Consider the following 23,769-nt stretch of genomic DNA (forward strand, 5'->3'; position numbering starts at 1 on the left):
GGGCACCTTCAGTTATTAGCCTTGGGCGACCAAGGCGTCGACAGGTTCAATAGTATCGTGTCGCACCACCGCGCCGAACTGCTGAACCATCTGCTGGATGAACGGATCGCCGTGAATCGACTCCTCCGCCTCGCGTTGACGGTTGGCGCGCCGGCGGGATGCGGCCTGAGCCGGGGTCTCCTGTTCGGGCTTGATCAGCTCGATGGTCAGGCTCAGCGTGCGGCCGTGGAACTGGTTCAACGCGTCGTTCAGACGCCGCTGTTGCGTAGCGTTGAACAGTGCGCTGTGCGCCGGGTCGAGGTGCATCAGCCAATGATCGCCATCGACCGCGATCAACGTGCAGTTGGCGGCGATGCTGCCGGTCATGCCGGAGATCGGCAGTTTCGGGAACAGCTCCAGCCATTGCAACGCCAAACCTGTGGCCGGCGCTGCAGCCGGTTCTGGCTCAGGTTCCGGGGCAGGCTCGGCGGCGTGTTCGCTGGCCAGTTCGTCGAGGTAGCTGTAGGCCGAATCCATGTCCGGCTCGATGTAGTCCTCGTCGAGCGGCGGCTCGTCGTCCATGTCGATGCCCGGTGTGGCGGCATCGACATCGGCGACCGACGGCTCGGGAATCGGTGCGGCGGCCCATTCTGGAGCCTCCGGAACGACGCTGTCCGGGGTCGGCAACGGCATCGGCGGCAAATCGGGTTGCTCGGCGGTGGTTTCCAGTACCGGCTCGACGGCGGGTTGCTGCGCAGGCTCGGGCTCTGGCTCCGTCTCGGGCTCAGCCGGGGCATTCCACGGCAGGTCGACGACGGCTTCGGCGACGACAGGCGCAGGTTCAGGATCATGTTCAGGTTCTGGCGCGGCAACGGGCGCAACCGGCGCGGGTTCGGGAGCCGGTGCAGGCGCTGGTACCGCCACGGGTGCCGGAGCTGGAGCCGGCGCAACAGCCGCAGCGACTACCGGCGCAGGTTTAGGCGCGGCAGCCACGGAGTTTGCGGAATCAACTGTGGCCTGGCTGATCCCCACTGGCTTTAGCGGTTGCCTCGGGGCGTCCGCGGTGTCGGCGGGCCGGAAAGCAAGCATCCGCAGCAGGACCATTTCGAAACCGCCACGCGGATCCGGCGCCAGCGGCAAATCGCGGCGACCGATCAGGCCCATCTGGTAATAAAACTGCACGTCTTCGGCCGGCAACGCCTGCGCCAAGGCCAGCACGCGATCGCGGTCACCGTGCCCGTTGTCGACACCTTCCGGCAACGCCTGAGCGATGGCCACGCGGTGCAACACGTTGAGAATTTCCGAGAGCACGCCGTTCCAGTCAGGGCCCTGTTCGGCCAAGTGACGCACCGCCTCAAGCAACGCCTTGGCATCGCCTTCGATCAACGAATGCAGGACGTCATAGACCTGACCGTGATCCAGCGTACCGAGCATTGCCCGCACGTCGGTGGCGAGCACCTTGCCTTCACCGAAGGCAATCGCCTGATCGGTCAGACTCATGGCATCTCGCATCGAACCGTCAGCGGCGCGACCGAGCAGCCACAGCGCATCGTCTTCGAACGGCACGTTTTCGGCGGTCAGGACGTGGGTCAAATGCTCGACCACACGCTCGGGCGTCATGTTCTTCAGCGAGAACTGCAGGCAGCGCGACAAAATCGTTGCCGGAAGTTTCTGCGGGTCAGTGGTCGCCAGAATGAACTTGACGTACGGCGGCGGCTCTTCGAGGGTTTTCAGCAGCGCATTGAAGGAATGGCTGGAAAGCATGTGCACTTCGTCGATCAGGTAGACCTTGAAGCGCCCACGGCTTGGCGCGTACTGCACATTGTCGAGCAGTTCGCGGGTGTCTTCGACCTTGGTGCGGCTCGCGGCGTCGATCTCGATCAGGTCGACAAAGCGACCTTCGTCGATTTCACGGCACACCGAGCATTCGCCGCACGGGCTGGAAGTGATACCTGTCTCACAGTTCAGGCATTTGGCAATGATCCGCGCAATCGTGGTTTTACCCACCCCGCGCGTACCGGTGAACAGGTACGCGTGGTGCAGCCGCTGGCTGTCCAAGGCATTGATCAGAGCCTTGAGCACATGGGTCTGGCCGACCATTTCGCGGAACGAGCGCGGACGCCATTTACGTGCAAGAACCTGATAACTCATCGAAAACCGTCGCAGCGAAGGAAGCAGAAGCGGCTAATGCTAGCGGAGCAAGGGCAAAATTGCATCCGGTGTCCTCGTCTAATATGGCTAAGCTGCATCAGCAGAGGCTTTTATCGGCTCGGGATCGGGAATTACCGGAGCGTTTATGCGGTGGGCCGTGGGGGCGTTGCTGGGAATCAGCCTGAATGTGATGGCAGCGCAAGCCCCGTTGCGCTTCGCCATGCCCGACAGCTGGGCGATGCCGATGGTGCAATACGAACGCGGCCGCCCGACCCAGGGCATTCTTTACGACCTGATGCTCAGCCTGGCCACGCAGGTCGGCGTACCGGCCGAGTTTCACGTCCTGCCCCGCGCCCGTGTGCAGACGGCGATGGAGCACGGCGAGATCGACGTGCGCTGCTATGCCGCGCAGTCATGGCTGCCGAATCAGTCGGGGGACTACATCTGGAGTCTGCCGTTGTTCTTCCAGCGCGATCTGTTGATCAGCCGCAAGGATCAACCTGCCAGCGCCGATCCCGCTCACCTGCCCCGCCAATCCATCGGCACCGTGCTTGGCTACACCTACCCGACTCTGCAACCGTTGTTCGACGCTGACCGACTGCAACGCGAAGATGCGCGCAATCAGGAGCAGGTGTTGGAGAAGCTGCTGGCCGGGCGTTATCGGTATGCAGTGAGCAATCAGTGGACGCTGGACTGGTTTAACCAACGCTTGATGCCGGAGCAACAACTGCAAGCGGTGGCGGTGTTGCAGGAGCAGAAGGTCGGTTGTTATGTGAGGAATGATCCGAAGGTGCCGGTGCAGCGGATATTGCGCACGTTACTGCGGATGAAAATGTCGGGGGAGATTGATGAGATTATCCGGCTCTATACCGGGTCCTCCGAAGCCACCCCATAACCCTTGTAGGAGTGAGCCTGCTCGCGATGGCGTCCTGTCTCCCAAACATGAGCTGACTGACCCACCGCCATCGCGAGCAGGCTCACTCCTACAGGGGATTTGTGTCGACCTGACAAATCGCAGACACAAAAAAACCGCAGTGGGCGAAACCCATGCAGTTCTGGTGAAGCGTTCGATTGTTCGTTAAGGTGGTAACCCCACCAGCCACACCCCGGCACACAATGTTCCCGCTGTGGCTGCTGCCTTCCGGCTCTGACCAGGTTCACGGGTAATCGTTGCGGGGGGACCGATGGGGTCACCATAACGATGCTTGCCTGTCGGCGAGCCGCGCCATTGTACCTATCTGAGACGAAGTTACAACCGTTGGTTGCAGATTAAAAATATGAACGGGTTCAAGGACATAAAGATCGCAGCCTGCGGCAGCGCCTACAGGGCCAAAACCTCGTCCGCCCGGCCGCCCGCCTGCTGGATCACCAGATGAATGAAGTGCAACTTGGCAATCGCCGCCGCCGGCAGCACGAACGGGTAGAAATCCGGCTGACCCATGCTCCGTGACAACTCATTGAGCATCCCGGCCAGTTCGATCCACGCGTTGACGAACGACAGGAACGCCTCGCCACCAGGATGCTCCGGGTCATACAGCGTGCTGGTCGGAAACGGCTGGTAATCAAAATCCATTTCCCGCGCGCTCATGCCAAAACCCAACGCGGTGTCCACGGCATCCATCATGTGCAGGTAGTGCGCCCAGGTTTCCGCCCAGTCTTCCCAGGGATGCATGGTTGCGTAGGCGCTGACGTATTGCTGCGGCCAATCCAGCGGCGCGCCTTGCTGATAGTGACGATCGAGCGCCTCGGCGTAACTGGCGCGTTCGTCGCCGAACAGGCTGCGGAATGAGCCGAGCCACGGGCCGTTGGCGATCAGGCGATCCCAGTAATAGTGGCCCACCTCATGGCGAAAATGTCCGAGCAGCGTGCGATACGGTTCGTGCATCTGCGCCCTCACCTGCTCGCGGTGGGCATCGTCGGCTTCTTTGATGTCGAGGGTGATCAGGCCGTTGGCGTGGCCGGTCATCGGCGCGTTGCCTTCGAGGTCGACGCCGATGAAATCGAAGGCCAGCCCGGCGTCTTCATCCACGCTCTTCGGGATGACCTGCAAGCCGAGGGTGATCAGTTGTGCGACAAGACGACGCTTGGCGATTTCGACTTTGCGCCAGCGTTCGGGGTTGTCCGGATCGGACAGGTCGGGGATGGTGCGATTGAGGCTGCAAGCGATGCACAGGCTGTCGTGATCGTTGGCCGGCAGCAGCCAGTTGCACGCGGCGGCTGTGTCGAGGTTGGCGCAGCGGCGGAACAATCCGGCGTCGGGATCGGCGTCGAGCGTCCAGGTGCCCTCGTACGGGCCCGGTTGCAGCGAAGTCAGACGACTTTCTTCCGGTTGATAACCGAGCAAAGCGTTACAGGCCAGGCACTGGCTGTTGCGAAAGAACAGCGACTGGCCGCAGCGGCACGGCCAGACTTTGCTGTTGCGTGAGGATTCGCCCATGAACGGCGCGATGATGCGGGAACTGAGCTGCTCGAAAAAACGGTGCATGGCGATCTCTCCCTGGGGCTTGCCAAGACTAGATCATTCCCGTGACAACATCGTTCCCGCGCTGTGTTTGGGATAAATCAAAAGATCGCAGCCTGCGGCAGCTCCTACAGGAGATCAATGTGCTAGACACTAACCCCAAGGAGCTGCCGCAGGCTGCGATCTTTTGATCTTAAACGGCGACGCCGTGAGTTTTGAGGAACGCGATGAAAGTTTCTTCGTCCATCACTTTCACGCCCAACTCATTGGCCTTGGTCAGTTTGGAACCGGCGCCGGGGCCTGCGACCACACAATGGGTCTTCGCCGACACCGAACCCGCGACCTTGGCGCCCAGGCTTTCCAGATGCTCCTTGGCGACATCGCGGCTCATCAACTCGACCTTGCCGGTCAGCACCCAGGTTTCGCCGGACAGTGGCAAGCCTTCCACGACTTTCCTCTCGCTCTGCCAGTGCATGCCGAAATCACGCAGTTGTTTCTCAGATGCCTCAGCCAGTTGCCGATGCTCAGGCAACGCAAAAAACTCTCGCACCGAATTCGCCTGTTTCTCCGGCAATGCCTGACGCATGTCCAGCCAGTCCGCATCCATCACCGCTTCCAGCGAGCCAAACTTGTCCGCCAGTTTCTGCGCGCCACCGGGGCCGACCGACGGAATGTGCAGCTTGTCGAGGAAGCCACCCAGCGTCGTGCTGGCAGCAAACTCGGCGCCCAGCTCACCCTGATCCTGAATCTGCAAACCATGCCCCAGCAACTCGGCAATCACCTGCTGGTTATGCGCATCCTCAAAGAAGCTGTGAATCTCGTGCGCCACTTCCAAGCCGACATCCGGCAGGTAGGTCAGCACTTGCGGCAGCGCCTGCTGCACACGCTCCAGCGAACCCAGCGAGCGCGCCAGCACCTTGGCCGTCTCTTCGCCGACATCGGGAATCCCCAGCGCATAAATGAAGCGCGCCAGCCCCGGCTTCTTGCTGTCCTCAATGGCTGCCAACAGTTTGTTGCTGGAGACTTCGGCAAAGCCTTCCAGATCGACGATATCGTCAAACTTCAGCGCATACAGATCAGCCGGCGAATTGACTAAACCTTCATCGACCAGTTGCTCGACACTCTTGTCGCCCAGCCCTTCGATATCCATCGCCCGACGCGAAACGAAATGAATGATCGCCTGCTTCAGTTGTGCGCCGCAGGCCAGACGGCCGACGCAGCGATACACCGCGCCTTCGCTGACGGTTTCTTTGCCTTTGCTGCGCTTGACCAGTTGCGTGCGCTCGACGTGTGAGCCACAGACCGGACAGCTCTCGGGAATCGCCACCGGCCGTGCGTTTTCCGGGCGGCGCTCCAGAACCACCTGCACCACCTGCGGAATCACATCACCGGCGCGGCGGATAATCACGGTGTCGCCGATCATCAGGCCCAGACGCGCGACTTCATCCATGTTGTGCAGCGTGGCGTTGGCCACGGTGACGCCAGCGACCTTGACCGGTTTCAATCGTGCCACCGGCGTAACAGCGCCAGTACGGCCAACCTGAAACTCTACGTCGAGCAGTTCGGTGAGTTCTTCCATCGCCGGGAATTTATGCGCAATCGCCCAGCGCGGCTCACGGGCACGGAAGCCCAGTTCACGCTGATCGGCAATGCTGTTGACCTTGAACACCACGCCATCGATTTCATACGTCAGCGAGTTACGGCGCGCGCCAATGTCGCGGTAGTAATCCAGACATTCGTCGATGCCCTTGGCCAGCTTCAGCTCGTGACTGATCGGCATGCCCCACTGCTGCAACTGCTTGAGGTTGCCGATGTGGGTGTCGGCAATATCGTGGGAAACCTGACCGATGCCGTAGCAGCAGAATTCCAGCGGACGATTGGCGGTGATCTTCGAATCGAGCTGGCGCAAGCTGCCGGCGGCGGCGTTGCGCGGGTTGGCGAAGGTCTTGCCACCGACTTCCAGCTGCGAGGCATTAAGGCGCTCGAAACCGGCCTTGGACATGAACACCTCACCGCGCACTTCCAGGGTCGCCGGCCAGCCTTCGCCGTGCAGCTTCAGCGGAATATTGCGCACGGTGCGCACGTTGACGCTGATGTCTTCACCAGTAGTGCCGTCGCCGCGTGTGGCGCCACGTACCAGCACACCGTCCTGATAGAGCAGGCTGACCGCCAGGCCATCGAGCTTTGGCTCGCAGCTGTATTCCACCGCCGCGCCGCCGCCAAACAGATCACCTGCAGGGATATCCAGCCCCTCGGTGACGCGGCGATCGAACTCGCGCATGTCGCTTTCTTCGAAGGCGTTGCCGAGGCTGAGCATCGGCACTTCGTGACGCACCTGAGTGAACGCGGTGAGCGCCACGCTGCCGACGCGCTGGGTCGGCGAGTCGCTGGTAATCAGCTCCGGATTGGCCGCTTCCAGCGCCTTGAGCTCGTGGAACAACCGGTCGTACTCGGCGTCCGGAATGCTCGGCTCGTCGAGGACATGGTAACGGTAGTTGTGTTGATCGAGTTCAGCGCGTAGCTCGAGAATGCGGTTTTTCGCGGCGGTCATGGGTGTTCTCTCATAAAGCAAAAGAGCAGCCGAGGCTGCTCTAATTCATCTATCTGTGGCAGCAGAAGCAAAAGATCGCAGCCTTCGGCAGCTCCTACAGAAATAGCATTCCTGTAGGAGCTGTCGAGTGAAACGAGGCTGCAATCTTTTGATCTTGGCCTTAGCGCTTCTGGGTCAGGGCGCGACGTTCGAATTCAACGATGCGCTGACGGTAGTGCTCAATCGTTTGTGCGGTCAGAACGCTGCGCTGGTCATCTTTCAGCTCGCCGTTCAGTTCCTGCGACAACTTGCGGGCTGCCGCCACCATCACGTCGAAGGCCTGCTTCGGGTGACGCGGGCCTGGTAGGCCGAGGAAGAAGCTCACCGCCGGAGTGCTGAAATGGTCGATGTCGTCCAGATCGAAGATACCCGGCTTGACCGCATTGGCCATGGAGAACAGCACTTCACCGTTACCGGCCATGCTTTCGTGGCGATGGAAGATATCCATCTCGCCAAAACGCAGACCGCTTTCGAGAATGTTCTGCAACAGCGCCGGGCCTTTGAAGCCGGCAGCGTCGCGGCAGATCACGCTGATCACCAGCACTTCTTCAGCTTGCGGCTGATCCTTGTCGACCACCGCCGGCGATGGCTTGCTGTCTTCGGCGAAATCGTCGTCACGGCTGCTGAAGCTCGGGCCGCCGTCCAGATCCAGGTCGAGGTTCAAGTCGCCCTGAGCCGGACCGTTGCTGCCACGCTTGCCACGTTTCGAGCCGGATTCGCGAGGCTCGCGTGCTTCGCGGGCCGGCATGCTCACCGACGGCAGGTCGTGTTCGTCCAGCTGTGGTTCTTTATGGTTGTCCAGAACACGGGCCGGGCCCAACAGCTCAGCGCTGGTGTCCTCGTCCGGCAGGTTGGACAGACTTCGGTCAAGACGGAATTTCAGTTTTCCCTTGCCGCCGCGCATACGGCGCCAGCCATCGAAAAGAATACCGGCTATCACAATGATGCCGATGACGATCAGCCACTCGCGCAGACCGATTTCCATGTAATCCCGTGCCTCTATAAAAAATGCTGAAAAATAAGGGGTTTACATTGTGCAAACCGCTTTAAAACGTGGCGCCAACTCTATGTTCTGACAGGCGTTTTGCCCACGTATACGAAAAATTGACATTAAACTAGCACGACCAAAGACAACTTTACACCGTCTGTCTCATTGGCTTGCGCGAATATGTCGATTGGCCAGCAAGTCGAACCCGGTAAAAAAGTCCTACAACCCTCAATTACCTTTCCGACACCACGCTGGCTCAGGCGTCCACCATCGCCATCGCCTCCTCGACATCCACGGCTACCAGTCGCGAACAACCCGGCTCATGCATCGTCACGCCCATCAACTGCTCGGCCATTTCCATGGCGATCTTGTTGTGGGTGATATAGATGAACTGCACGGTCTGCGACATCTCTTTGACCAAGCGTGCGTAGCGTCCAACGTTAGCGTCATCCAGTGGCGCGTCAACCTCATCGAGCATGCAGAACGGCGCCGGGTTCAATTTGAAGATGGCAAAAACCAGTGCCAGCGCGGTCAGGGCTTTTTCCCCACCGGAGAGCAAATGGATGGTGCTGTTCTTCTTCCCTGGCGGCTGCGCCATGATCGTTACCCCTGTATCGAGTAGATCTTCGCCCGTCAGTTCCAAATACGCCCGTCCACCACCGAAAACTTTTGGAAAAAGTGCCTGTAAACCGCCGTTGATCTGATCAAAGGTATCTTTGAAGCGATTACGGGTTTCCTTGTCGATCTTGCGAATGACGTTTTCCAGGGTCTCCAGTGCTTCGACCAGATCGGCGTCCTGCGCATCCAGATAACGTTTACGCTCGGATTGTTGCGTGTATTCATCGATGGCCGCGAGGTTGATCGCACCCAAACGCTGAATCCGCGCATTGATGCGTTCGAGTTCTTCTTCGGCTTCGCGTTCACTGGCTTGCGCGGTTAATGTCGCGAGCACGCCGTTGAGATCGTAGCCGTCTTCGAGCAATTGATCCTGCAAGGCCTTGCGGCGCACGGTCAGGGCTTGCCATTCCATGCGCTGCTGTTCGAGCTGGCCGCGAATCAACTGCGATTGCTGCTCGGCCTGAGTCCGGCGTTTTTCCGCGTCGCGCAATTCGCGGTCGGCGTCTTCGAGGGCGATCTGCGCGGTCTTGAGTTCTTCGTCGACGGTCATGCGCTTATCGAGCAACTCTTCGAGTTTCAGGCGCAGCTCTTCCAGCGGCGCCTCGCCCTCCTCCAGATTCAGACTCAACTGTTCGCGCTTTTCAGTGAGGCGCTCGGCCTGCATCTCCAGACGCTCCAGCGCCTGACGCGTGGAGTCGTGCTGCGCGCGCAACGAGCCGAGACGCACGGCCAATTGATGCGCATGATCCTTGTGCTGCCGCGCTTCCTGACGCACGCGGTCGAGGCGTTCGCGCAGGCTGTCACGCTGGGCCAGCAGCAACTCGCGCTGCTCGGTGTCCAGCGCCATGGCATCCAGCGCGTCCTGCAGTTGCATGCGCGCTTCGCCGATTTGTTCGTGCTCGAGTTCGCGCTGTTCGCCGAGTTCGACCAGTTCTTCATCGAGGCGTTTGCGGCGCAAGGTCAGCTGTTCGGCCTTGGCTTTGCCGGCGGACAGCTGTGCTTTCAACTCGCCCTGCTGACGCGCTTCGTCTTGCAGCAAACGGCGCAAATGTTCGCGGCCGTTTTCCTGCTGACGCTGTTGCGCACGCAGGGTTTGCAGACGGGTTTCCATCGCCTCGACGGTGGCTTCTTTCTCTTCACGCTCAAGATGCAGCGCTTCGATTTCCTGGCCACGGGCGAGCATGCCGCTTTCCGCTTCGCTGGCCCGACGCACGCGTAAAAAGTGCCGACCGACCCAGTAACCGTCACGACTGATCAGGCTCTCACCAGCGCTCAATTGCCCGCGCAAAGCCAAGGCCTGTTCGAGGCTGTCGACCGGTTTGACCTGACCCAGCCACGGCGACAGATCGATCTGCGCGTCGACTTTATCCAGCAAGCTGCCCGCCGCTCGCACACCATCATTGCCGGGGCTGAGCAGACGTAGATCGCCTTGGGTGAACCCGGATAAATCGAAGCCACTGAAGTCGTCGACCAGCACCGCTTGCAGGTCAGCGCCGAGCACGGTTTCCACCGCCAGTTCCCAACCTGCTTCAACCTTCAGGCCTTCGGCAAGACGCGGGCGCTCGGCGAGGTGGTGTTCCTTCAGCCATTCGGCGGTGCCGGTGCCTGGATCGAGCGCGGCTTGTTGCAAGGCTTCGAGGGACGCGAGGCGACCGTTGAGGCGCTGCAAATCGCCCTGCGCCTGTTGCTGCGCGGTCAGTGCTTGCTGCAACTCCTGACGCAATTGTTCGAGTTTTTCGACTTGGGCTTCTTCGCTGGTCTGCAAATCTTCGAGGGTCGCTTCGGACTCGGCGAGCTGCTCGTTGAGTTCCATTATCGCCGCGTCTTCTGGATCAGCCGAGAGCAACGCGCGCTCTTCGCCGAGGCGTTTCTGCCGGTCAGCGAGGCGCTCCATGCTGGTTTCCAACTGCTGGATGCGCGACTGTTGCACTTCGGCCTGACGACGCGGTTCGGCGGCGGTCAGGTTGAAGGCGTCCCACTGCTCCTGCCAGCCGTGCATGACGGATTCGGAATCCTCCAGCGCAGCGGCGGCTTCTTCGGCGGCGGCGCTGGTGACTTCCTGCTCGGGGGTAAGCATGTCCAGCTCTTCGCCGAGGGTCAGTAGCAACGTGCGGTCGTGGCCCAGATGCGACTCGGTTTCGAGGCGTGCGCGTTCGGCTTCTTTCAAGTCGTCCTGCAACTGCCGCAGACGTTGCTGGCCGTGCTGGATGCTTTGCTCGACCCGGGCAATATCGCCGCCGACCGAATAGAAGCGCCCTTGCACCAGATTGAAGCGTTCGGACAGGTCATGGTGCCCGTCACGCAGGCGTTCGATGGCCGCATCGGCATTGCGCTGCTCAGCGACCAAGGCTTCGAAACTGATTTCCTGGGTGCCGATGATCGACTCGCGCTGGCCGACCTGATCGTTGAGATCCTGCCAGCGCAGGGCCGACAGTTGCGCCTTGAGCTGGCGCTCCTCGGCTTTGAATTCCTGATACTTCTTCGCCGCTTCGGCCTGGCGGTGCAGGCGTTCGAGTTGCCGTTCCAGCTCATCGCGCAGGTCAGTCAGACGCGCGAGGTTTTCGTGGGTGCGGCGGATACGGTTTTCGGTCTCGCGGCGGCGCTCCTTGTACTTGGAGATGCCGGCCGCTTCTTCGATGAAATTACGCAGGTCTTCGGGCTTGGATTCGATCAGCTTGGAGATCATCCCCTGCTCGATGATCGAATAGCTGCGTGGGCCAAGACCGGTGCCAAGGAAGATATCGGTGATGTCGCGGCGCCGGCATTTGGTGCCGTTGAGGTAATAAGTGGTCTGGCTGTCGCGGGTGACTTTGCGGCGAATCGAGATCTCGGCGTAGGCCGCGTATTCGCCCAGCAGCGTGCCGTCGGAGTTGTCGAAGACCAGCTCGATACTCGCCTGACTCACCGGTTTGCGACTGGTCGAACCGTTGAAGATGACGTCGGTCATCGACTCGCCACGGAGGTTCTTCGCCGAACTCTCGCCCATCACCCAGCGTACGGCGTCGATGATGTTCGACTTGCCGCAACCGTTCGGCCCGACGACCGCCGCCATGTTACTGGGGAAGTTCACCGTGGTCGGGTCGACGAAGGATTTGAATCCCGCCAGTTTGATGCACTTGAGCCGCACGCTTAGGCAACCGTCAGGGCAGAAACCACCAGATCGCAGCTGCGCTGGGCGTAAGCCGTCAGCACGATGCGGATCTGCGGCAAATCACGGGCGAGCACAGCGGCCAGCAAGCGTTCGAACAGTTCGAGGAACTCGCTCATTGAGGCCTTGCGCTGTTCGAGGGCGAGAAAGTAGGCGCGACTCATCGCCGGCTGCAGGTTCTCGACGGTTTCTTGCAGGTAAGGATTGTTGGCGAACGGATAAGCGGCGCGCATCACCGCGAAGCTGTCGTCGACAAAGCTGCGGATGTCCTGACGCTCGTAGCTGGCGGTCAAGCGCTGCTGGATCTGCACGAACGGCGCCATGTCCGACTGCACTTGCCAGCCATTGGCCACCGAGTTGCCAAGCAGGATGTACAGCTCGCTCATCAGCGTGCACAGGCTCTGCACCTTGTGCGGCGTCAGCTCGGTAACGTGCGCGCCACGGCGCGGCAGGATCGCGATCAGGTGACGGCGTTCGAGGATCAGCAAGGCTTCGCGGACCGAACCGCGGCTGACATTCAGTGCCAGCGTGACCTTCTGTTCCTGGATGCGCTCTCCCGGCTTCATTTCGCCACGAATGATGCGTTCGGCGAGGTGGTGAGCGATTTGCTCGGCGAGGCTGTCCGGCGCCTTGAACGTCATGGTTGTCCTTCAAACTCTATCGATCTGCACAAGCGGCGCAGTGTAGCGCAAATGCACGGTCATGGCGGAGTGCCCACTCAGCGGTTTTTGGCACGATTCCCGCAAAAAAGCAGGAGATCCGATGTGGGTCAATACTGAATAGACACGTTGTTGATCGACGAAATACACTTTCCTGACCTTTAAGTCAGAAAACCATTGACCGAAAAGTCAGACCTGCTAAATTCGGCTCAAGTCGGTTAACAACAATAATGAGTCTGCGAGGCCTTCCGTGATCCAGTTTTTACTTAACCAGGAACTCCGTAGCGAGCACGCCCTGGACCCGAATCTGACTGTGCTCAATTACCTGCGTGAACACGTCGGTAAATCCGGCACCAAAGAAGGTTGCGCCAGCGGTGACTGCGGCGCCTGCACCGTGGTGGTCGGCGAGTTGCAAACGGATGACGCTGGCCGCGAACACATTCGCTATCGCAGCCTCAATTCGTGCCTGACCTTTGTTTCGTCGCTGCACGGCAAACAACTGATCAGCGTCGAAGACCTCAAGCACAAAGGCGAACTGCACAGCGTGCAGAAAGCCATGGTCGAGTGCCACGGCTCGCAGTGCGGTTTCTGCACCCCCGGTTTCGTCATGTCGCTGTTCGCCCTGCAAAAGAACAGCGATGCACCGGATCACGCCAAGGCCCACGAAGCGCTGGCCGGCAACCTCTGCCGCTGCACCGGTTACCGCCCTATTCTGGCGGCTGCCGAGCAATCGTGCTGCGGCAAGCAAACGGATCAGTTCGATGCCCGCGAAGCGGAGACCATCTCGCGCCTCAAAGCCATTGCCCCGACCGATATCGGTGAACTCAACAGCGGCGACAAACGCTGCCTGGTGCCGCTGACCGTCGCCGATCTGGCCGACCTCTACGATGCTTATCCACAAGCGCGTCTGCTCGCCGGCGGTACCGATCTGGCACTGGAAGTCACCCAGTTTCACCGCACCCTGCCGGTGATGATCTACGTCGGCAACGTCGCGGAAATGAAGCGCATCGACACCTTCGAAGACCGCATTGAAATCGGCGCCGCCACCGCCCTCTCCGATTGCTACGAAGCGTTGAACGCCGAGTACCCGGACTTCGGCGAGTTGCTGCACCGCTTCGCCTCGCTGCAGATCCGCAACCAGGGCACCCTCGGCGGCAACATCGGCAACGCCTCGCCGATCGGTGACTCGCCACCGCTGCTGATCGCCCTCGGCGCGCAGGTTGTGCTGTGCAAGGGCGAAACCCGCCGCACCCTGAACCTTGACGATTACTTCATCGATTACAAAGTCACTGCCCGTCAGGAAAGTGAGTTCATCGAGAAGATCATCGTCCCGCGCGCCAGCGCCGTGCAATTGTTCCGTGCCTACAAAGTCTCCAAGCGTCTGGACGACGACATCTCCGCCGTCTGCGCCGCCTTCAACCTGCGCGTCGAAAACGGCGTTATCACCGATGCGCGCATGGCCTTCGGCGGCATGGCTGCGATCCCGAAACGCGCCGCCCATTGCGAAGCCGCACTGATCGGTGCGCCGTTCAACAACGCCGTAGTCGAACGCGCCTGCGCTGCCCTGGCGGAAGATTTCACCCCGCTCTCGGACTTCCGCGCCAGCAAGGAATATCGCCTGCTCAGCGCGCAGAACCTGCTGCGCAAATACTTCATCGAACTGCAAACACCGCACATCGAGACTCGGGTGACCGCTTATGTCTAACCATCACGGCGTAGAGAAAACTCAAGCTGAACTGGCTGAATTGTTCGCCAAGGATCTGACCTCCGGTGTCGGCCGCAGCGTCAAGCACGACAGCGCCGCCAAGCACGTGTCCGGTGAAGCGCAGTACATCGATGACCGCCTGGAGTTTCCGAACCAACTGCACCTGTATGCACGCATGTCGGACCGCGCCCACGCGAAAATCATCAGCATCGATACCTCGCCGTGCTACGCCTTCGAGGGCGTGCGCATCGCCATCACCCACGAAGACGTGCCAGGCCTGAAAGACATCGGCCCGTTGATGCCGGGCGATCCGCTGCTGGCCATCGATGACGTGCAGTTCGTCGGTCAACCGGTGCTTGCCGTCGCCGCGAAGGATCTGGAAACCGCGCGCAAAGCCGCGATGGCGGCGATCATCGAATACGAAGACCTCGAACCTGTGCTCGACGTGGTTGAGGCCCTGCGCAAACGCCACTTCGTGCTCGACAGCCACACCCACCAGCGCGGCGATTCCGCCTCTGCGCTGGCCACTGCTGAACACCGCATTCAAGGCACGCTGCACATCGGCGGTCAGGAACACTTTTACCTGGAGACGCAAATCTCCTCGGTAATGCCCACCGAAGACGGCGGCATGATCGTCTACTGCTCGACGCAGAACCCGACCGAAGTGCAGAAACTGGTCGCCGAAGTACTCGACGTGTCGATGAACAAAATCGTCGTCGACATGCGCCGCATGGGCGGTGGTTTCGGCGGCAAGGAAACTCAAGCTGCGAGTCCGGCGTGCCTGTGTGCCGTGGTCGCGCACCTCACCGGTCAGCCGACCAAGATGCGTCTGCCGCGTGTTGAAGACATGCTGATGACCGGCAAGCGTCACCCGTTCTACGTCGAATACGACGTCGGCTTCGACAGCACCGGACGCCTGCACGGGATCAACATGGATCTGGCCGGCAACTGCGGCTGCTCGCCGGACTTGTCCGCCTCGATCGTTGACCGGGCGATGTTCCACTCCGACAACTCGTACTACCTCGGCGATGCGACCATTAACGGTCACCGCTGCAAGACCAACACCGCGTCGAACACTGCTTACCGTGGTTTCGGTGGCCCACAAGGCATGGTCGCGATCGAAGAAGTGATGGACGCGATTGCCCGTCACCTGCAGCTTGATCCGCTCGCGGTGCGCAAGGCCAACTACTACGGCAAGACCGAGCGCAACGTCACCCATTACTACCAGACCGTCGAGCACAACATGCTCGAGGAAATGACCGCCGAACTGGAAGAAAGCAGCCAGTATCACGAGCGTCGCGAAGCGATCCGTCGCTACAACGCCAACAGCCCGATCCTGAAAAAAGGCCTGGCGCTGACCCCGGTTAAATTTGGTATTTCCTTCACCGCGAGTTTCTTGAACCAGGCCGGTGCGCTGATTCACATCTACACCGACGGCAGCATCCACCTGAACCATGGCGGCACCGAAATGGGTCAGGGCCTGAACACCAAAGTCGCGCAGGTCGTGGCCGAAGTGTTCCAGGTTGAAATCGATCGCGTGCAGATCACCGCGACCAACACCGACAAGGTGCCGAACACCTCGCCGACAGCGGCGTCCAGCGGCGCTGACCTGAACGGTAAAGCGGCGCAGAACGCGGCGGAAATCATCAAGAAACGCCTGATCGAATTCGCTGCACGTCACTTCAAAGTCACTGAAGAAGACGTTGAATTCCACAACGGCCACGTGCGTGTTCGTGACCATATCCTGACCTTTGAAGCGCTGATTCAGCAGGCGTATTTCAATCAGGTGTCGCTATCGAGCACCGGGTTCTACAAGACGCCGAAGATCTACTACGACCGCAGCCAGGCGCGTGGCCGTCCGTTCTACTACTTCGCCTTCGGCGCGGCGTGCTGCGAAGTGATCGTCGACACCCTGACCGGCGAATACAAAATGCTGCGTACCGACATCCTTCACGACGTCGGCGCCTCGCTGAACCCGTCCATCGACATCGGTCAGGTCGAAGGTGGCTTCATTCAGGGCATGGGCTGGCTGACCATGGAAGAGCTGGTCTGGAACAACAAAGGCAAGCTGATGACCAACGGCCCGGCCAGCTACAAGATTCCGGCGGTGGCGGACATGCCGCTCGACCTGCGGGTGAAGCTGGTGGAAAACCGCAAGAACCCGGAAGACACGGTGTTCCATTCCAAGGCTGTCGGTGAACCGCCGTTCATGCTCGGGATTGCCTCGTGGTGTGCGATCAAGGATGCGGTGGCGAGCCTCGGTGATTACAAGCATCAGCCGCAGATCGATGCGCCAGCGACGCCGGAGCGGGTGTTGTGGGGGTGTGAGCAGATGCGTCAGTTGAAAGCGGTGAAAGCCGTTGAAGCTGAAACCGAGTTGGCTCCGCTCTAAAGACCGAGGCGCGGCCATTCGCGAGCAGGCTCGCTCCCACAGGGGAATGCATTCCAAATGTGGCAGCGAGCTCGCTCGCGAAGAGGCCCGAACAGACAACGATGTTGTAGGGGTGAACTATGTACAACTGGATCGACGCCCTCGCCGACCTGCAGAACCAGGGCGAGCCCTGTGTGCTGGTGACGATCATCGAAGAACTCGGCTCGACGCCACGCAACGCCGGCTCGAAAATGGTCATCAGCGCTAATCAGAGTTTCGACACCATCGGTGGCGGGCATCTGGAATACAAAGCCATGCAGATCGCCCGCGAGATGCTCGCCAGCGGCAAGCAGGACACCCATCTGGAGCGTTTCAGCCTCGGCGCCAGCCTGGGCCAGTGCTGCGGCGGCGCCACCGTGTTGCTGTTCGAACCGATGGGCCAGGTGCAGGCGCAAATCGCTGTGTTCGGTGCCGGCCACGTTGGCCGCGCCTTGGTGCCGTTGCTCGCCAGCCTGCCCTGCCGGGTGCGCTGGATCGATTCGCGCGAGGCCGAATTCCCCGAACACATCCCCCACGGCGTGCGTAAAATCGTTTCCGAAGAGCCTGCGGATGAAATCGATGAGCTGCCCGCCGGCAGTTATTGCATCGTCATGACCCACAACCATCAGCTCGACCTTGAACTCACTGCCGCGATTCTCAAGCGAAACGACTTCGCCTACTTCGGCCTGATCGGTTCGAAGACCAAACGCGCGAAGTTCGAACATCGTTTGCGTGATCGCGGTTTCGACAGCGGCGTCGTGCAACGCATGCGCTGCCCGATGGGCATCGGCGAGGTCAAAGGCAAACTGCCTGTGGAAATCGCCATCTCCATCGCCGGCGAAATCATCGCCACCTACAACGCCAACTTCGGCCAGCAGACTGCCAGCGCCGAACCGATTGCCAAACTGCTGCCGGTGTCGCGGCGCAGTCAAGCCACCAAACTCAAAGCCTCAAACTGATTAGAGAACCCTCATGCCTCTGACTCGCAAAGCCTACCGCGCCGCCATCCTGCACAGCATCGCCGACCCTGCCGAAGTCGGGATCGAAGCCTCCTACGAATATTTCGAGGATGGCCTGCTGGTGGTCGATGGCGGCAAGATCAGCGCCCTTGGCCACGCCAGTGATTTGCTGCCGACGCTGCCGGCAGACATCGAAATCGAGCACTACCAAGACGCGCTGATTACTCCGGGCTTCATCGACACCCACATTCACTTTCCGCAAACCGGCATGGTCGGTGCCTACGGCGAGCAATTGCTCGACTGGCTGAACACCTACACCTTCCCGTGCGAAAGCCAGTTCGGCGACAAGGCCCACGCCGACGAAGTCGCTGACATTTTCGTCAAGGAGCTGCTGCGCAACGGCACCACCACCGCACTGGTATTTGGCAGCGTGCACCCACAGTCGGTGAACTCGTTGTTCGAAGCGGCCGAGAAGCTTGACCTGCGGATGATCGCCGGCAAGGTGATGATGGACCGCAACGCGCCGGACTATCTGACTGACACCGCCGAATCGAGCTACGTCGAGAGCAAAGCGCTAATCGAGCGCTGGCACGGCAAGGGCCGTTTGCACTACGCAGTGACCCCGCGCTTCGCGCCGACCAGCACCCCGGAACAACTGACCCTCGCCGGGCAACTGCTGACCGAATACCCGGATCTGTACATGCAGACCCACATCAGCGAGAACCTCAAGGAAATCGAGTGGGTCAAGGAGCTGTTCCCGGAGCGCAAGGGCTACCTCGATGTTTACGATCACTATAAATTGCTCGGCGAGCGCTCGGTGTTCGCCCACGGTGTGCACTTGTGCGACGACGAATGCGCGCGACTGGCAGAAACCGGCTCGGCGATCTCGTTCTGCCCGACCTCGAACTTCTTCCTCGGCAGTGGCCTATTCAACTTGCCGATGGCCGAGAAGCACAAGCTCAATGTCGGCCTGGGCACTGACGTCGGTGGCGGCACCAGTTTCTCGCTGCTACAGACACTGAACGAAGCGTACAAAGTGATGCAGCTGCAAGGTGCGCGACTGAGCCCGTTCAAGTCGCTGTATCTGGCGACACTGGGCGGTGCGCGGGCGCTGCGCCTGGAAGACAAGATCGGCAATCTGCAACCGGGTTCCGACGCCGACTTCCTGGTGCTGGATTACCACGCTACGCCGCTGCTGAGCTACCGCTTGAAGCAGGCCAACAACATTGCCGAAACGTTGTTTGTGCTGATGACGCTGGGTGATGACCGCACGGTGCAGCAGACGTATGCGGCGGGTGCGCTAGTGCATCAGCGCTAAGCTTTTTCCAAGGCATAAAAAATCCCCCGGTGGTGTTCACCCCGGGGGATTTTTATTGCCTGTCAGATCGCCTTCGCGAGCAGGCTCAGAGCTTGGCCGCTGGGCGCCCCGGTTTCTTGGTCTGCAACAAATGCGAGAACACCGCATGCAAGTCATCCGACGCACCCTCCTCATCGAGGTTGAGCTTGCTGTCGATGTGATCCATGTGATGCATCATCAGATTCACCGCCAACTCACCGTCGCGCTTCTCGATCGCGTCGATCAACTGGGTGTGTTCGTCATACGAGCAGTGCGAGCGGTTGCCGCTTTCGTACTGGGCAATGATCAGCGACGTCTGTGAAACCAGACTGCGCTGGAAGCTGATCAACGGTGCGTTCATCGCCGCTTCCGCGAGTTTCAGGTGGAATTCGCCCGACAGACGAATACCGGCACCACGATCGCCACGGGAGAAGCTGTCGCGCTCGTCGTTGACCATCTGCCGCAGCTCGGCGATCTGCTCGGCGGTGGCGTGTTGCACCGCCAGCTCAGTGATCGCACGCTCCACCAGACGGCGGGCGAGGAACACCTGTCGCGCCTCTTCCACACTCGGGCTGGCAACCACGGCGCCACGGTTCGGCCGCAACAGCACCACACCTTCATGGGCCAGACGCGAGAGCGCGCGGCGAATGATGGTGCGGCTGACCCCGAAGATTTCCCCCAGCGCTTCTTCGCTCAATTTTGTACCGGGCGCCAGACGCTGTTCGAGGATGGCCTCGAAGATATGCGCGTAGACAATATCGTCCTGGGTTCCGCTGCGGCCGGCTTTGCCTGCTCGCGGTTGTTTCTTGAGGGGTTGCAACTGTTCGTTCATGGGCACTCGAGTCGGGAGAACTGCGGCGAATAGACCGTGACTGTAATACGGCACAGTAGGTCGCTGGCAAGTATCGCGTAAAAAACAGCGCGATTGTACACAATGGAAGGTGGCAACACGACTGTACGGCTGTTTGTGACTTCGGCTGTATTGCAACGATCCGTTACGATTGAGTTTAGGCTTGATCACAGAATCCGCCTTCAGCGCACATTTCCCTGTAGGAGTGAGCCTGCTCGCGATGGCGGTGTGTCATTCAATAATAATTCGACTGACACACCGCCATCGCGAGCAGGCTCACTCCTACAAGGGATCGCGTCAAAGGGGACATCTTTATCTGTATAAGGAACACCGTTGTCATGAACGACGCCACCCACACTCGACTGCGCCCTCTGGCCGACACCTCGCCCTCGGCGATCGTCGCCGGTTTCATTGCGATGATGACCGGCTACACCAGCTCACTGGTGCTGATGTTCCAGGCCGGGCAAGCGGCGGGCCTGACCAGCGGCCAGATTTCTTCGTGGATCTGGGCGATTTCCATTGGCATGGCAGTGTGTTCGATCGGTCTGTCGCTGCGCTATCGCACGCCGATCACCATCGCCTGGTCGACGCCCGGCGCGGCCCTGCTGATCACCAGTCTTGGCGGTGTCAGCTATGGCGAGGCCATCGGCGCCTACATCACTTGCGCGGTGCTGGTGACGATCTGCGGGCTGACCGGCAGCTTCGAGCGGCTGGTAAAAAAGATTCCGGCCTCTTTGGCGGCGGCATTGCTGGCAGGGATTCTGTTCAAGATCGGCAGCGAAATCTTCGTCGCCGCGCAGCATCGTACCGGGCTGGTACTGGGGATGTTTTTTACCTATCTGCTGGTCAAGCGTCTGTCACCGCGCTACGCCGTGCTCGCCGCGCTGCTGATCGGCACCGCGCTGTCGGGCTTCATGGGCTTGCTGGATTTCAGCGGTTTTCATCTGGAAGTGGCGACGCCGGTATGGACGACGCCGCACTTCTCGCTGGCGGCGACCATCAGCATCGGCATTCCATTGTTCGTGGTCGCGATGACCTCGCAGAACATGCCCGGCATCGCTGTCCTGCGCGCCGATGGCTACAACGTACCGGCCTCGCCGCTGATCACCACCACCGGTATCGCCTCGCTGCTGCTGGCGCCGTTCGGCTCCCACGGCATCAACCTGGCGGCCATCAGCGCAGCGATCTGCACCGGGCCGCACGCCCATGAAGATCGCAACAAGCGCTACACCGCGGCGGTCTGGTGCGGGATTTTCTACGGGATTGCCGGGGTGTTCGGCGCGACATTGGCGGCATTGTTTGCCGCGCTGCCGAAGGAACTGGTGCTGTCGATTGCGGCGCTGGCGTTGTTCGGTTCGATCATCAATGGTTTAAGCATTGCCATGACCGAGGTGAAGGAACGGGAAGCGGCGTTGATCACCTTTATGGTCACGGCCTCGGGGTTGACGCTGTTTTCCATTGGTTCGGCGTTTTGGGGGATTGTTGCGGGGGTGCTGACCTTGCTGATCCTCAATTGGCGCAAAGCTTAAGGTCAAAAGCCCCTCACCCTAGCCCTCTCCCGGAGGGAGAGGGGACTGACCGCGTTGTATGCGGGAGTTATAGCGACGCGGGATACCGAGTCGAACTCAAATTTTGAACAGCCCACAAGTCGGCTCCCTCTCCAGGGGGAGAGGGCTGGGGTGAGGGGTAGACTCACCACAAATCCCAAACCGCCCCCCCAAACCCCAGACGAAAAAAAACGGCGACCCTCAGGTCGCCGTTTTTTTCAGTATCACTTAGCCGCGTTGATCGGCTTTTCCGGATACCAAACGTCCAGCAACGGGCTGACGTCATACTTGGTCAGCTCGGAGCGGGTTTTCAGCCAGGCTTCAACGGCAGCGCGCTGCTCTTCGTTGACCGAGCCACGCTTCTGCAGGCAAACCAGACCGAAGTCGTCGCCGCCAACATAACCCAGACCATTGGCTTCCATGGCTTCTTTGATGAAGGCTTCGAGGAAAGCGTCAATGGCTTCTTCGGACAAGTCTTCTTTGAAGTCCAGGTTCAGTTCGAAACCCAGCTCTTGAAATTCATCAACGCACAGTTTTTTGCGCAGACGCTGGGAACGGTTAGTCGCCATTGGAACAATCCTCATAAGTATTAACGGCCGGCACTTTACCAGTTTAAGCCGTCGATTGCCCGACTCTCTGGCCCCTGAAGCCGACCGCCTGTAAAAAAATAACGTATTGGCCGGCCCCGACAAGGCACAAGCTGTAACACCTTGGGGCATAATGCCGACACTTTCATGACCGCTGAGGGCTTTTTCATCCATGTCCTCGTTATTTTCCCCTCGACTGTAGGGTTTTATTTCATATGATCAAATCGTTGCGTCCTCTATTGCTCGCTGGCCTTCTTCTGCCTCTGGCCCTGCCTGTTTCTGCTGCCACCATCAATACTTCCCTGACCCCCAACGTTGAAAAAGCCCTCAAGGCGAGCAAATTGCAGCCCAGCGCCCTGTCGCTGGTGATGGTGCCGCTCGACGGCCCGGGCACGCCGACCGTGTTCAATGCCGACGTTTCGGTCAACCCGGCCTCGACCATGAAACTGGTGACTACCTACGCGGCGCTGGAAATGCTCGGCCCCAATCATCAATGGAAGACCGAGTTCTACACCGACGGCGACCTCAATGGCGGCATCCTCAACGGCAACCTCTACCTCAAGGGTGGCGGCGATCCGAAGCTGAACATGGAAAAACTCTGGCTGCTGATGCGCGACCTGCGCGCCAACGGCGTGACCCAGATCACCGGCGACCTGATCCTCGACCGCAACTTCTTCGTGCAGCCGGTGCTGCCGGAATTCAACGATGACGGCAATGACGAGAACAAACCGTTCCTGGTCAAACCGGATTCGCTGCTGGTCAACCTCAAAGCCCTGCGCTTTGTTGCCCGCAACGACAATGGCCGGGTACTGATCTCGGTTGAACCGCCGATTGCCAGCATCCACATCGCCAACACCGTTAAAGCCCTGCCCTCCAAACAATGCACCGGCGGCGTGCGCTACAACCCGGTGCCAGAAGCTGATGGCAGCGTGACCGTGACCGTGGCCGGCCAGTTGGGCGAAGGTTGCAGCTCGCAGACTTACCTGTCGCTGCTCGACCACGCGACCTACACCGCCGGCGCCGTGCGGGCGATCTGGAAAGAACTGGGTGGCAGCATTCAGGGCAAGGATCGTCTGGCCTCGACGCCGGGCAACGCCAAACTGCTCGCGCGTGCCTACTCGCCGGATCTGGCGGAGATCATCCGCGACATCAACAAATACAGTAACAACACCATGGCTCAGCAATTGTTTCTGAGTCTTGGGCAGAAATTCCGCAACGACGCCGACGGTGATGACGCGAAAGCCGCACAACGTGTGGTGCGCCAGTGGATGGCGAAGAAAGGCATTACTGCGCCGCACCTGGTGATGGAGAACGGCTCCGGCCTGTCCCGTGCTGAACGGGTCAGCGCCCGTGAAATGGCAAGCATGCTGCAAGCCGCCTGGCACAGCCCGTATGCCGCCGAGTACATCAGCTCGCTGCCGATCGCTGGTACCGACGGCACCATGCGCAAGCGTCTGAAGACCACGGCAATGCGCGGTGAAGCGCACGTCAAGACAGGTACTTTGAATACTGTGCGAGCGATTGCCGGTTTCAGCCGTGATGTGAATGGCAACACTTGGGCGGTGGTGGCGATCCTCAACGACAAGGCACCGTTTGGGGCATCGTCGGTTCTGGATCAGGTGCTGCTCGATCTGTACAAACAGCCGAAACTGGCGCAGACCGCTTCGGTCCTCTGATCACCGCGGCCCCCTGTAGGAGTGAGCCTGCTCGCGATAGCGTCAGTTCAGGCATATCAAAGTGACTGACATATCGCGATCGCGAGCAGGCTCACTCCTACAAGG

15 protein-coding genes and 1 other RNA gene are annotated in these 23,769 nt (G+C 60.1%); 7 read left to right on the forward strand and 9 right to left on the reverse strand.

What is annotated here, in order from left to right; genetic code table 11:
• Window positions 1-15: 15 nt before the first annotated feature.
• A complete protein-coding gene (dnaX, locus tag ACI514_RS16005) occupies window positions 16-2,130 on the reverse strand; it encodes a DNA polymerase III subunit gamma/tau (RefSeq protein WP_405122015.1) in 2,115 nt (704 codons plus the stop codon).
• 145 nt (window positions 2,131-2,275) lie between these two features.
• Here dnaX and ACI514_RS16010 point away from each other — a divergent pair, with 145 nt between their 5' ends.
• Window positions 2,276-3,025 (forward strand): ABC transporter substrate-binding protein, encoded by a 750-nt coding sequence (locus ACI514_RS16010; RefSeq protein WP_160057080.1) that lies wholly within the window; start codon window positions 2,276-2,278, stop codon window positions 3,023-3,025.
• Between the two features lie 195 nt (window positions 3,026-3,220).
• On the opposite strand, the gene ffs is transcribed toward ACI514_RS16010, so the two are convergent.
• The 6 genes from ffs to ACI514_RS16040 all read right to left on the reverse strand — a co-directional run bounded on the left by ffs (window position 3,221) and on the right by ACI514_RS16040 (window position 12,576).
• Window positions 3,221-3,317: signal recognition particle sRNA small type (gene ffs / locus ACI514_RS16015), an RNA gene on the reverse strand.
• 134 nt (window positions 3,318-3,451) lie between these two features.
• Window positions 3,452-4,615 carry a putative zinc-binding metallopeptidase gene (locus ACI514_RS16020; RefSeq protein ID WP_405122016.1) on the reverse strand — a complete coding sequence of 388 codons (1,164 nt, stop codon included), beginning with the start codon at window positions 4,613-4,615 and terminating at the stop codon, window positions 3,452-3,454.
• 169 nt (window positions 4,616-4,784) lie between these two features.
• Entirely contained in the window at window positions 4,785-7,142 is a 2,358-nt protein-coding gene (gene ligA, locus ACI514_RS16025) for an NAD-dependent DNA ligase LigA (RefSeq protein ID WP_160057078.1), read from the reverse strand.
• A 160-nt stretch (window positions 7,143-7,302) separates the two neighbouring features.
• Window positions 7,303-8,166: a cell division protein ZipA gene (gene zipA / locus ACI514_RS16030; RefSeq protein ID WP_160057077.1), complete on the reverse strand. Its 864-nt coding sequence runs from the start codon at window positions 8,164-8,166 to the stop codon at window positions 7,303-7,305.
• Window positions 8,167-8,425: 259 nt separating this feature from the next.
• Window positions 8,426-11,914: a chromosome segregation protein SMC gene (smc, locus tag ACI514_RS16035; RefSeq protein ID WP_405122017.1), complete on the reverse strand. Its 3,489-nt coding sequence runs from the start codon at window positions 11,912-11,914 to the stop codon at window positions 8,426-8,428.
• Window positions 11,915-11,916: 2 nt separating this feature from the next.
• On the reverse strand, window positions 11,917-12,576 hold the full coding sequence (locus ACI514_RS16040) for a GntR family transcriptional regulator (RefSeq protein ID WP_160038949.1): 660 nt from the start codon (window positions 12,574-12,576) through the stop codon (window positions 11,917-11,919).
• A 268-nt stretch (window positions 12,577-12,844) separates the two neighbouring features.
• On the opposite strand from ACI514_RS16040, the gene xdhA reads away from it, so the two are divergent.
• The 4 genes from xdhA (at window position 12,845) to guaD (ending at window position 18,986) form a co-directional block, all read left to right on the forward strand.
• A complete protein-coding gene (gene xdhA / locus ACI514_RS16045; RefSeq protein ID WP_405122018.1) occupies window positions 12,845-14,299 on the forward strand; it encodes a xanthine dehydrogenase small subunit in 1,455 nt (484 codons plus the stop codon).
• Window positions 14,292-16,691, forward strand: coding sequence for a xanthine dehydrogenase molybdopterin binding subunit (xdhB, locus tag ACI514_RS16050; RefSeq protein ID WP_122597605.1), 2,400 nt, complete (start codon window positions 14,292-14,294; stop codon window positions 16,689-16,691). Before xdhA ends, xdhB begins: the two co-directional genes overlap by 8 nt.
• 119 nt (window positions 16,692-16,810) lie before the next feature.
• The gene (gene xdhC, locus ACI514_RS16055; RefSeq protein WP_405122019.1) at window positions 16,811-17,668 is read left to right on the forward strand and encodes a xanthine dehydrogenase accessory protein XdhC; all 858 of its coding nucleotides are present in this window, start codon (window positions 16,811-16,813) and stop codon (window positions 17,666-17,668) included.
• Between the two features lie 13 nt (window positions 17,669-17,681).
• Complete coding sequence (gene guaD, locus ACI514_RS16060) at window positions 17,682-18,986, forward strand: guanine deaminase (protein ID WP_405122020.1); 1,305 nt, start codon at window positions 17,682-17,684, stop codon at window positions 18,984-18,986.
• A gap of 85 nt (window positions 18,987-19,071) precedes the next feature.
• On the opposite strand, the gene ACI514_RS16065 is transcribed toward guaD, so the two are convergent.
• Window positions 19,072-19,836, reverse strand: a complete 765-nt coding sequence (locus ACI514_RS16065) for a GntR family transcriptional regulator (protein ID WP_007918375.1) — start codon at window positions 19,834-19,836, stop codon at window positions 19,072-19,074.
• 356 nt (window positions 19,837-20,192) lie between these two features.
• Between ACI514_RS16065 and ACI514_RS16070 the strand changes: the two genes are divergently transcribed.
• On the forward strand, window positions 20,193-21,383 hold the full coding sequence (locus tag ACI514_RS16070) for a benzoate/H(+) symporter BenE family transporter (protein ID WP_160057071.1): 1,191 nt from the start codon (window positions 20,193-20,195) through the stop codon (window positions 21,381-21,383).
• A 242-nt stretch (window positions 21,384-21,625) separates the two neighbouring features.
• Here ACI514_RS16070 and ACI514_RS16075 read toward each other — a convergent pair whose 3' ends face one another.
• The gene (locus ACI514_RS16075) at window positions 21,626-21,970 is read right to left on the reverse strand and encodes a YggL family protein (protein ID WP_160057070.1); all 345 of its coding nucleotides are present in this window, start codon (window positions 21,968-21,970) and stop codon (window positions 21,626-21,628) included.
• A 233-nt stretch (window positions 21,971-22,203) separates the two neighbouring features.
• Here ACI514_RS16075 and dacB point away from each other — a divergent pair, with 233 nt between their 5' ends.
• Complete coding sequence (gene dacB / locus ACI514_RS16080) at window positions 22,204-23,664, forward strand: D-alanyl-D-alanine carboxypeptidase/D-alanyl-D-alanine-endopeptidase (protein ID WP_160057069.1); 1,461 nt, start codon at window positions 22,204-22,206, stop codon at window positions 23,662-23,664.
• Window positions 23,665-23,769: the final 105 nt, after the last annotated feature.

The organism is Pseudomonas sp. M20 (genome assembly GCF_045037865.1).
GTDB lineage: Bacteria > Pseudomonadota > Gammaproteobacteria > Pseudomonadales > Pseudomonadaceae > Aquipseudomonas.

Excerpts from the sequence above, each read along its gene's own strand:
- ACI514_RS16020 (WP_405122016.1), bottom strand. The coding sequence starts at position 4,615 with ATGCACCGTTTTTTCGAGCAGCTCAGTTCCCGCATCATCGCGCCGTTC.
- ACI514_RS16010 (WP_160057080.1), top strand. The coding sequence starts at position 2,276 with ATGCGGTGGGCCGTGGGGGCGTTGCTGGGAATCAGCCTGAATGTGATG.
- zipA (WP_160057077.1), bottom strand. The coding sequence starts at position 8,166 with ATGGAAATCGGTCTGCGCGAGTGGCTGATCGTCATCGGCATCATTGTG.
- xdhC (WP_405122019.1), top strand. The coding sequence starts at position 16,811 with ATGTACAACTGGATCGACGCCCTCGCCGACCTGCAGAACCAGGGCGAG.
- ACI514_RS16075 (WP_160057070.1), bottom strand. The coding sequence starts at position 21,970 with ATGGCGACTAACCGTTCCCAGCGTCTGCGCAAAAAACTGTGCGTTGAT.
- dnaX (WP_405122015.1), bottom strand. The coding sequence starts at position 2,130 with ATGAGTTATCAGGTTCTTGCACGTAAATGGCGTCCGCGCTCGTTCCGC.
- ACI514_RS16070 (WP_160057071.1), top strand. The coding sequence starts at position 20,193 with ATGAACGACGCCACCCACACTCGACTGCGCCCTCTGGCCGACACCTCG.
- dacB (WP_160057069.1), top strand. The coding sequence starts at position 22,204 with ATGATCAAATCGTTGCGTCCTCTATTGCTCGCTGGCCTTCTTCTGCCT.
- xdhB (WP_122597605.1), top strand. The coding sequence starts at position 14,292 with ATGTCTAACCATCACGGCGTAGAGAAAACTCAAGCTGAACTGGCTGAA.
- ACI514_RS16040 (WP_160038949.1), bottom strand. The coding sequence starts at position 12,576 with ATGACGTTCAAGGCGCCGGACAGCCTCGCCGAGCAAATCGCTCACCAC.
- guaD (WP_405122020.1), top strand. The coding sequence starts at position 17,682 with ATGCCTCTGACTCGCAAAGCCTACCGCGCCGCCATCCTGCACAGCATC.
- ligA (WP_160057078.1), bottom strand. The coding sequence starts at position 7,142 with ATGACCGCCGCGAAAAACCGCATTCTCGAGCTACGCGCTGAACTCGAT.
- ACI514_RS16065 (WP_007918375.1), bottom strand. The coding sequence starts at position 19,836 with ATGAACGAACAGTTGCAACCCCTCAAGAAACAACCGCGAGCAGGCAAA.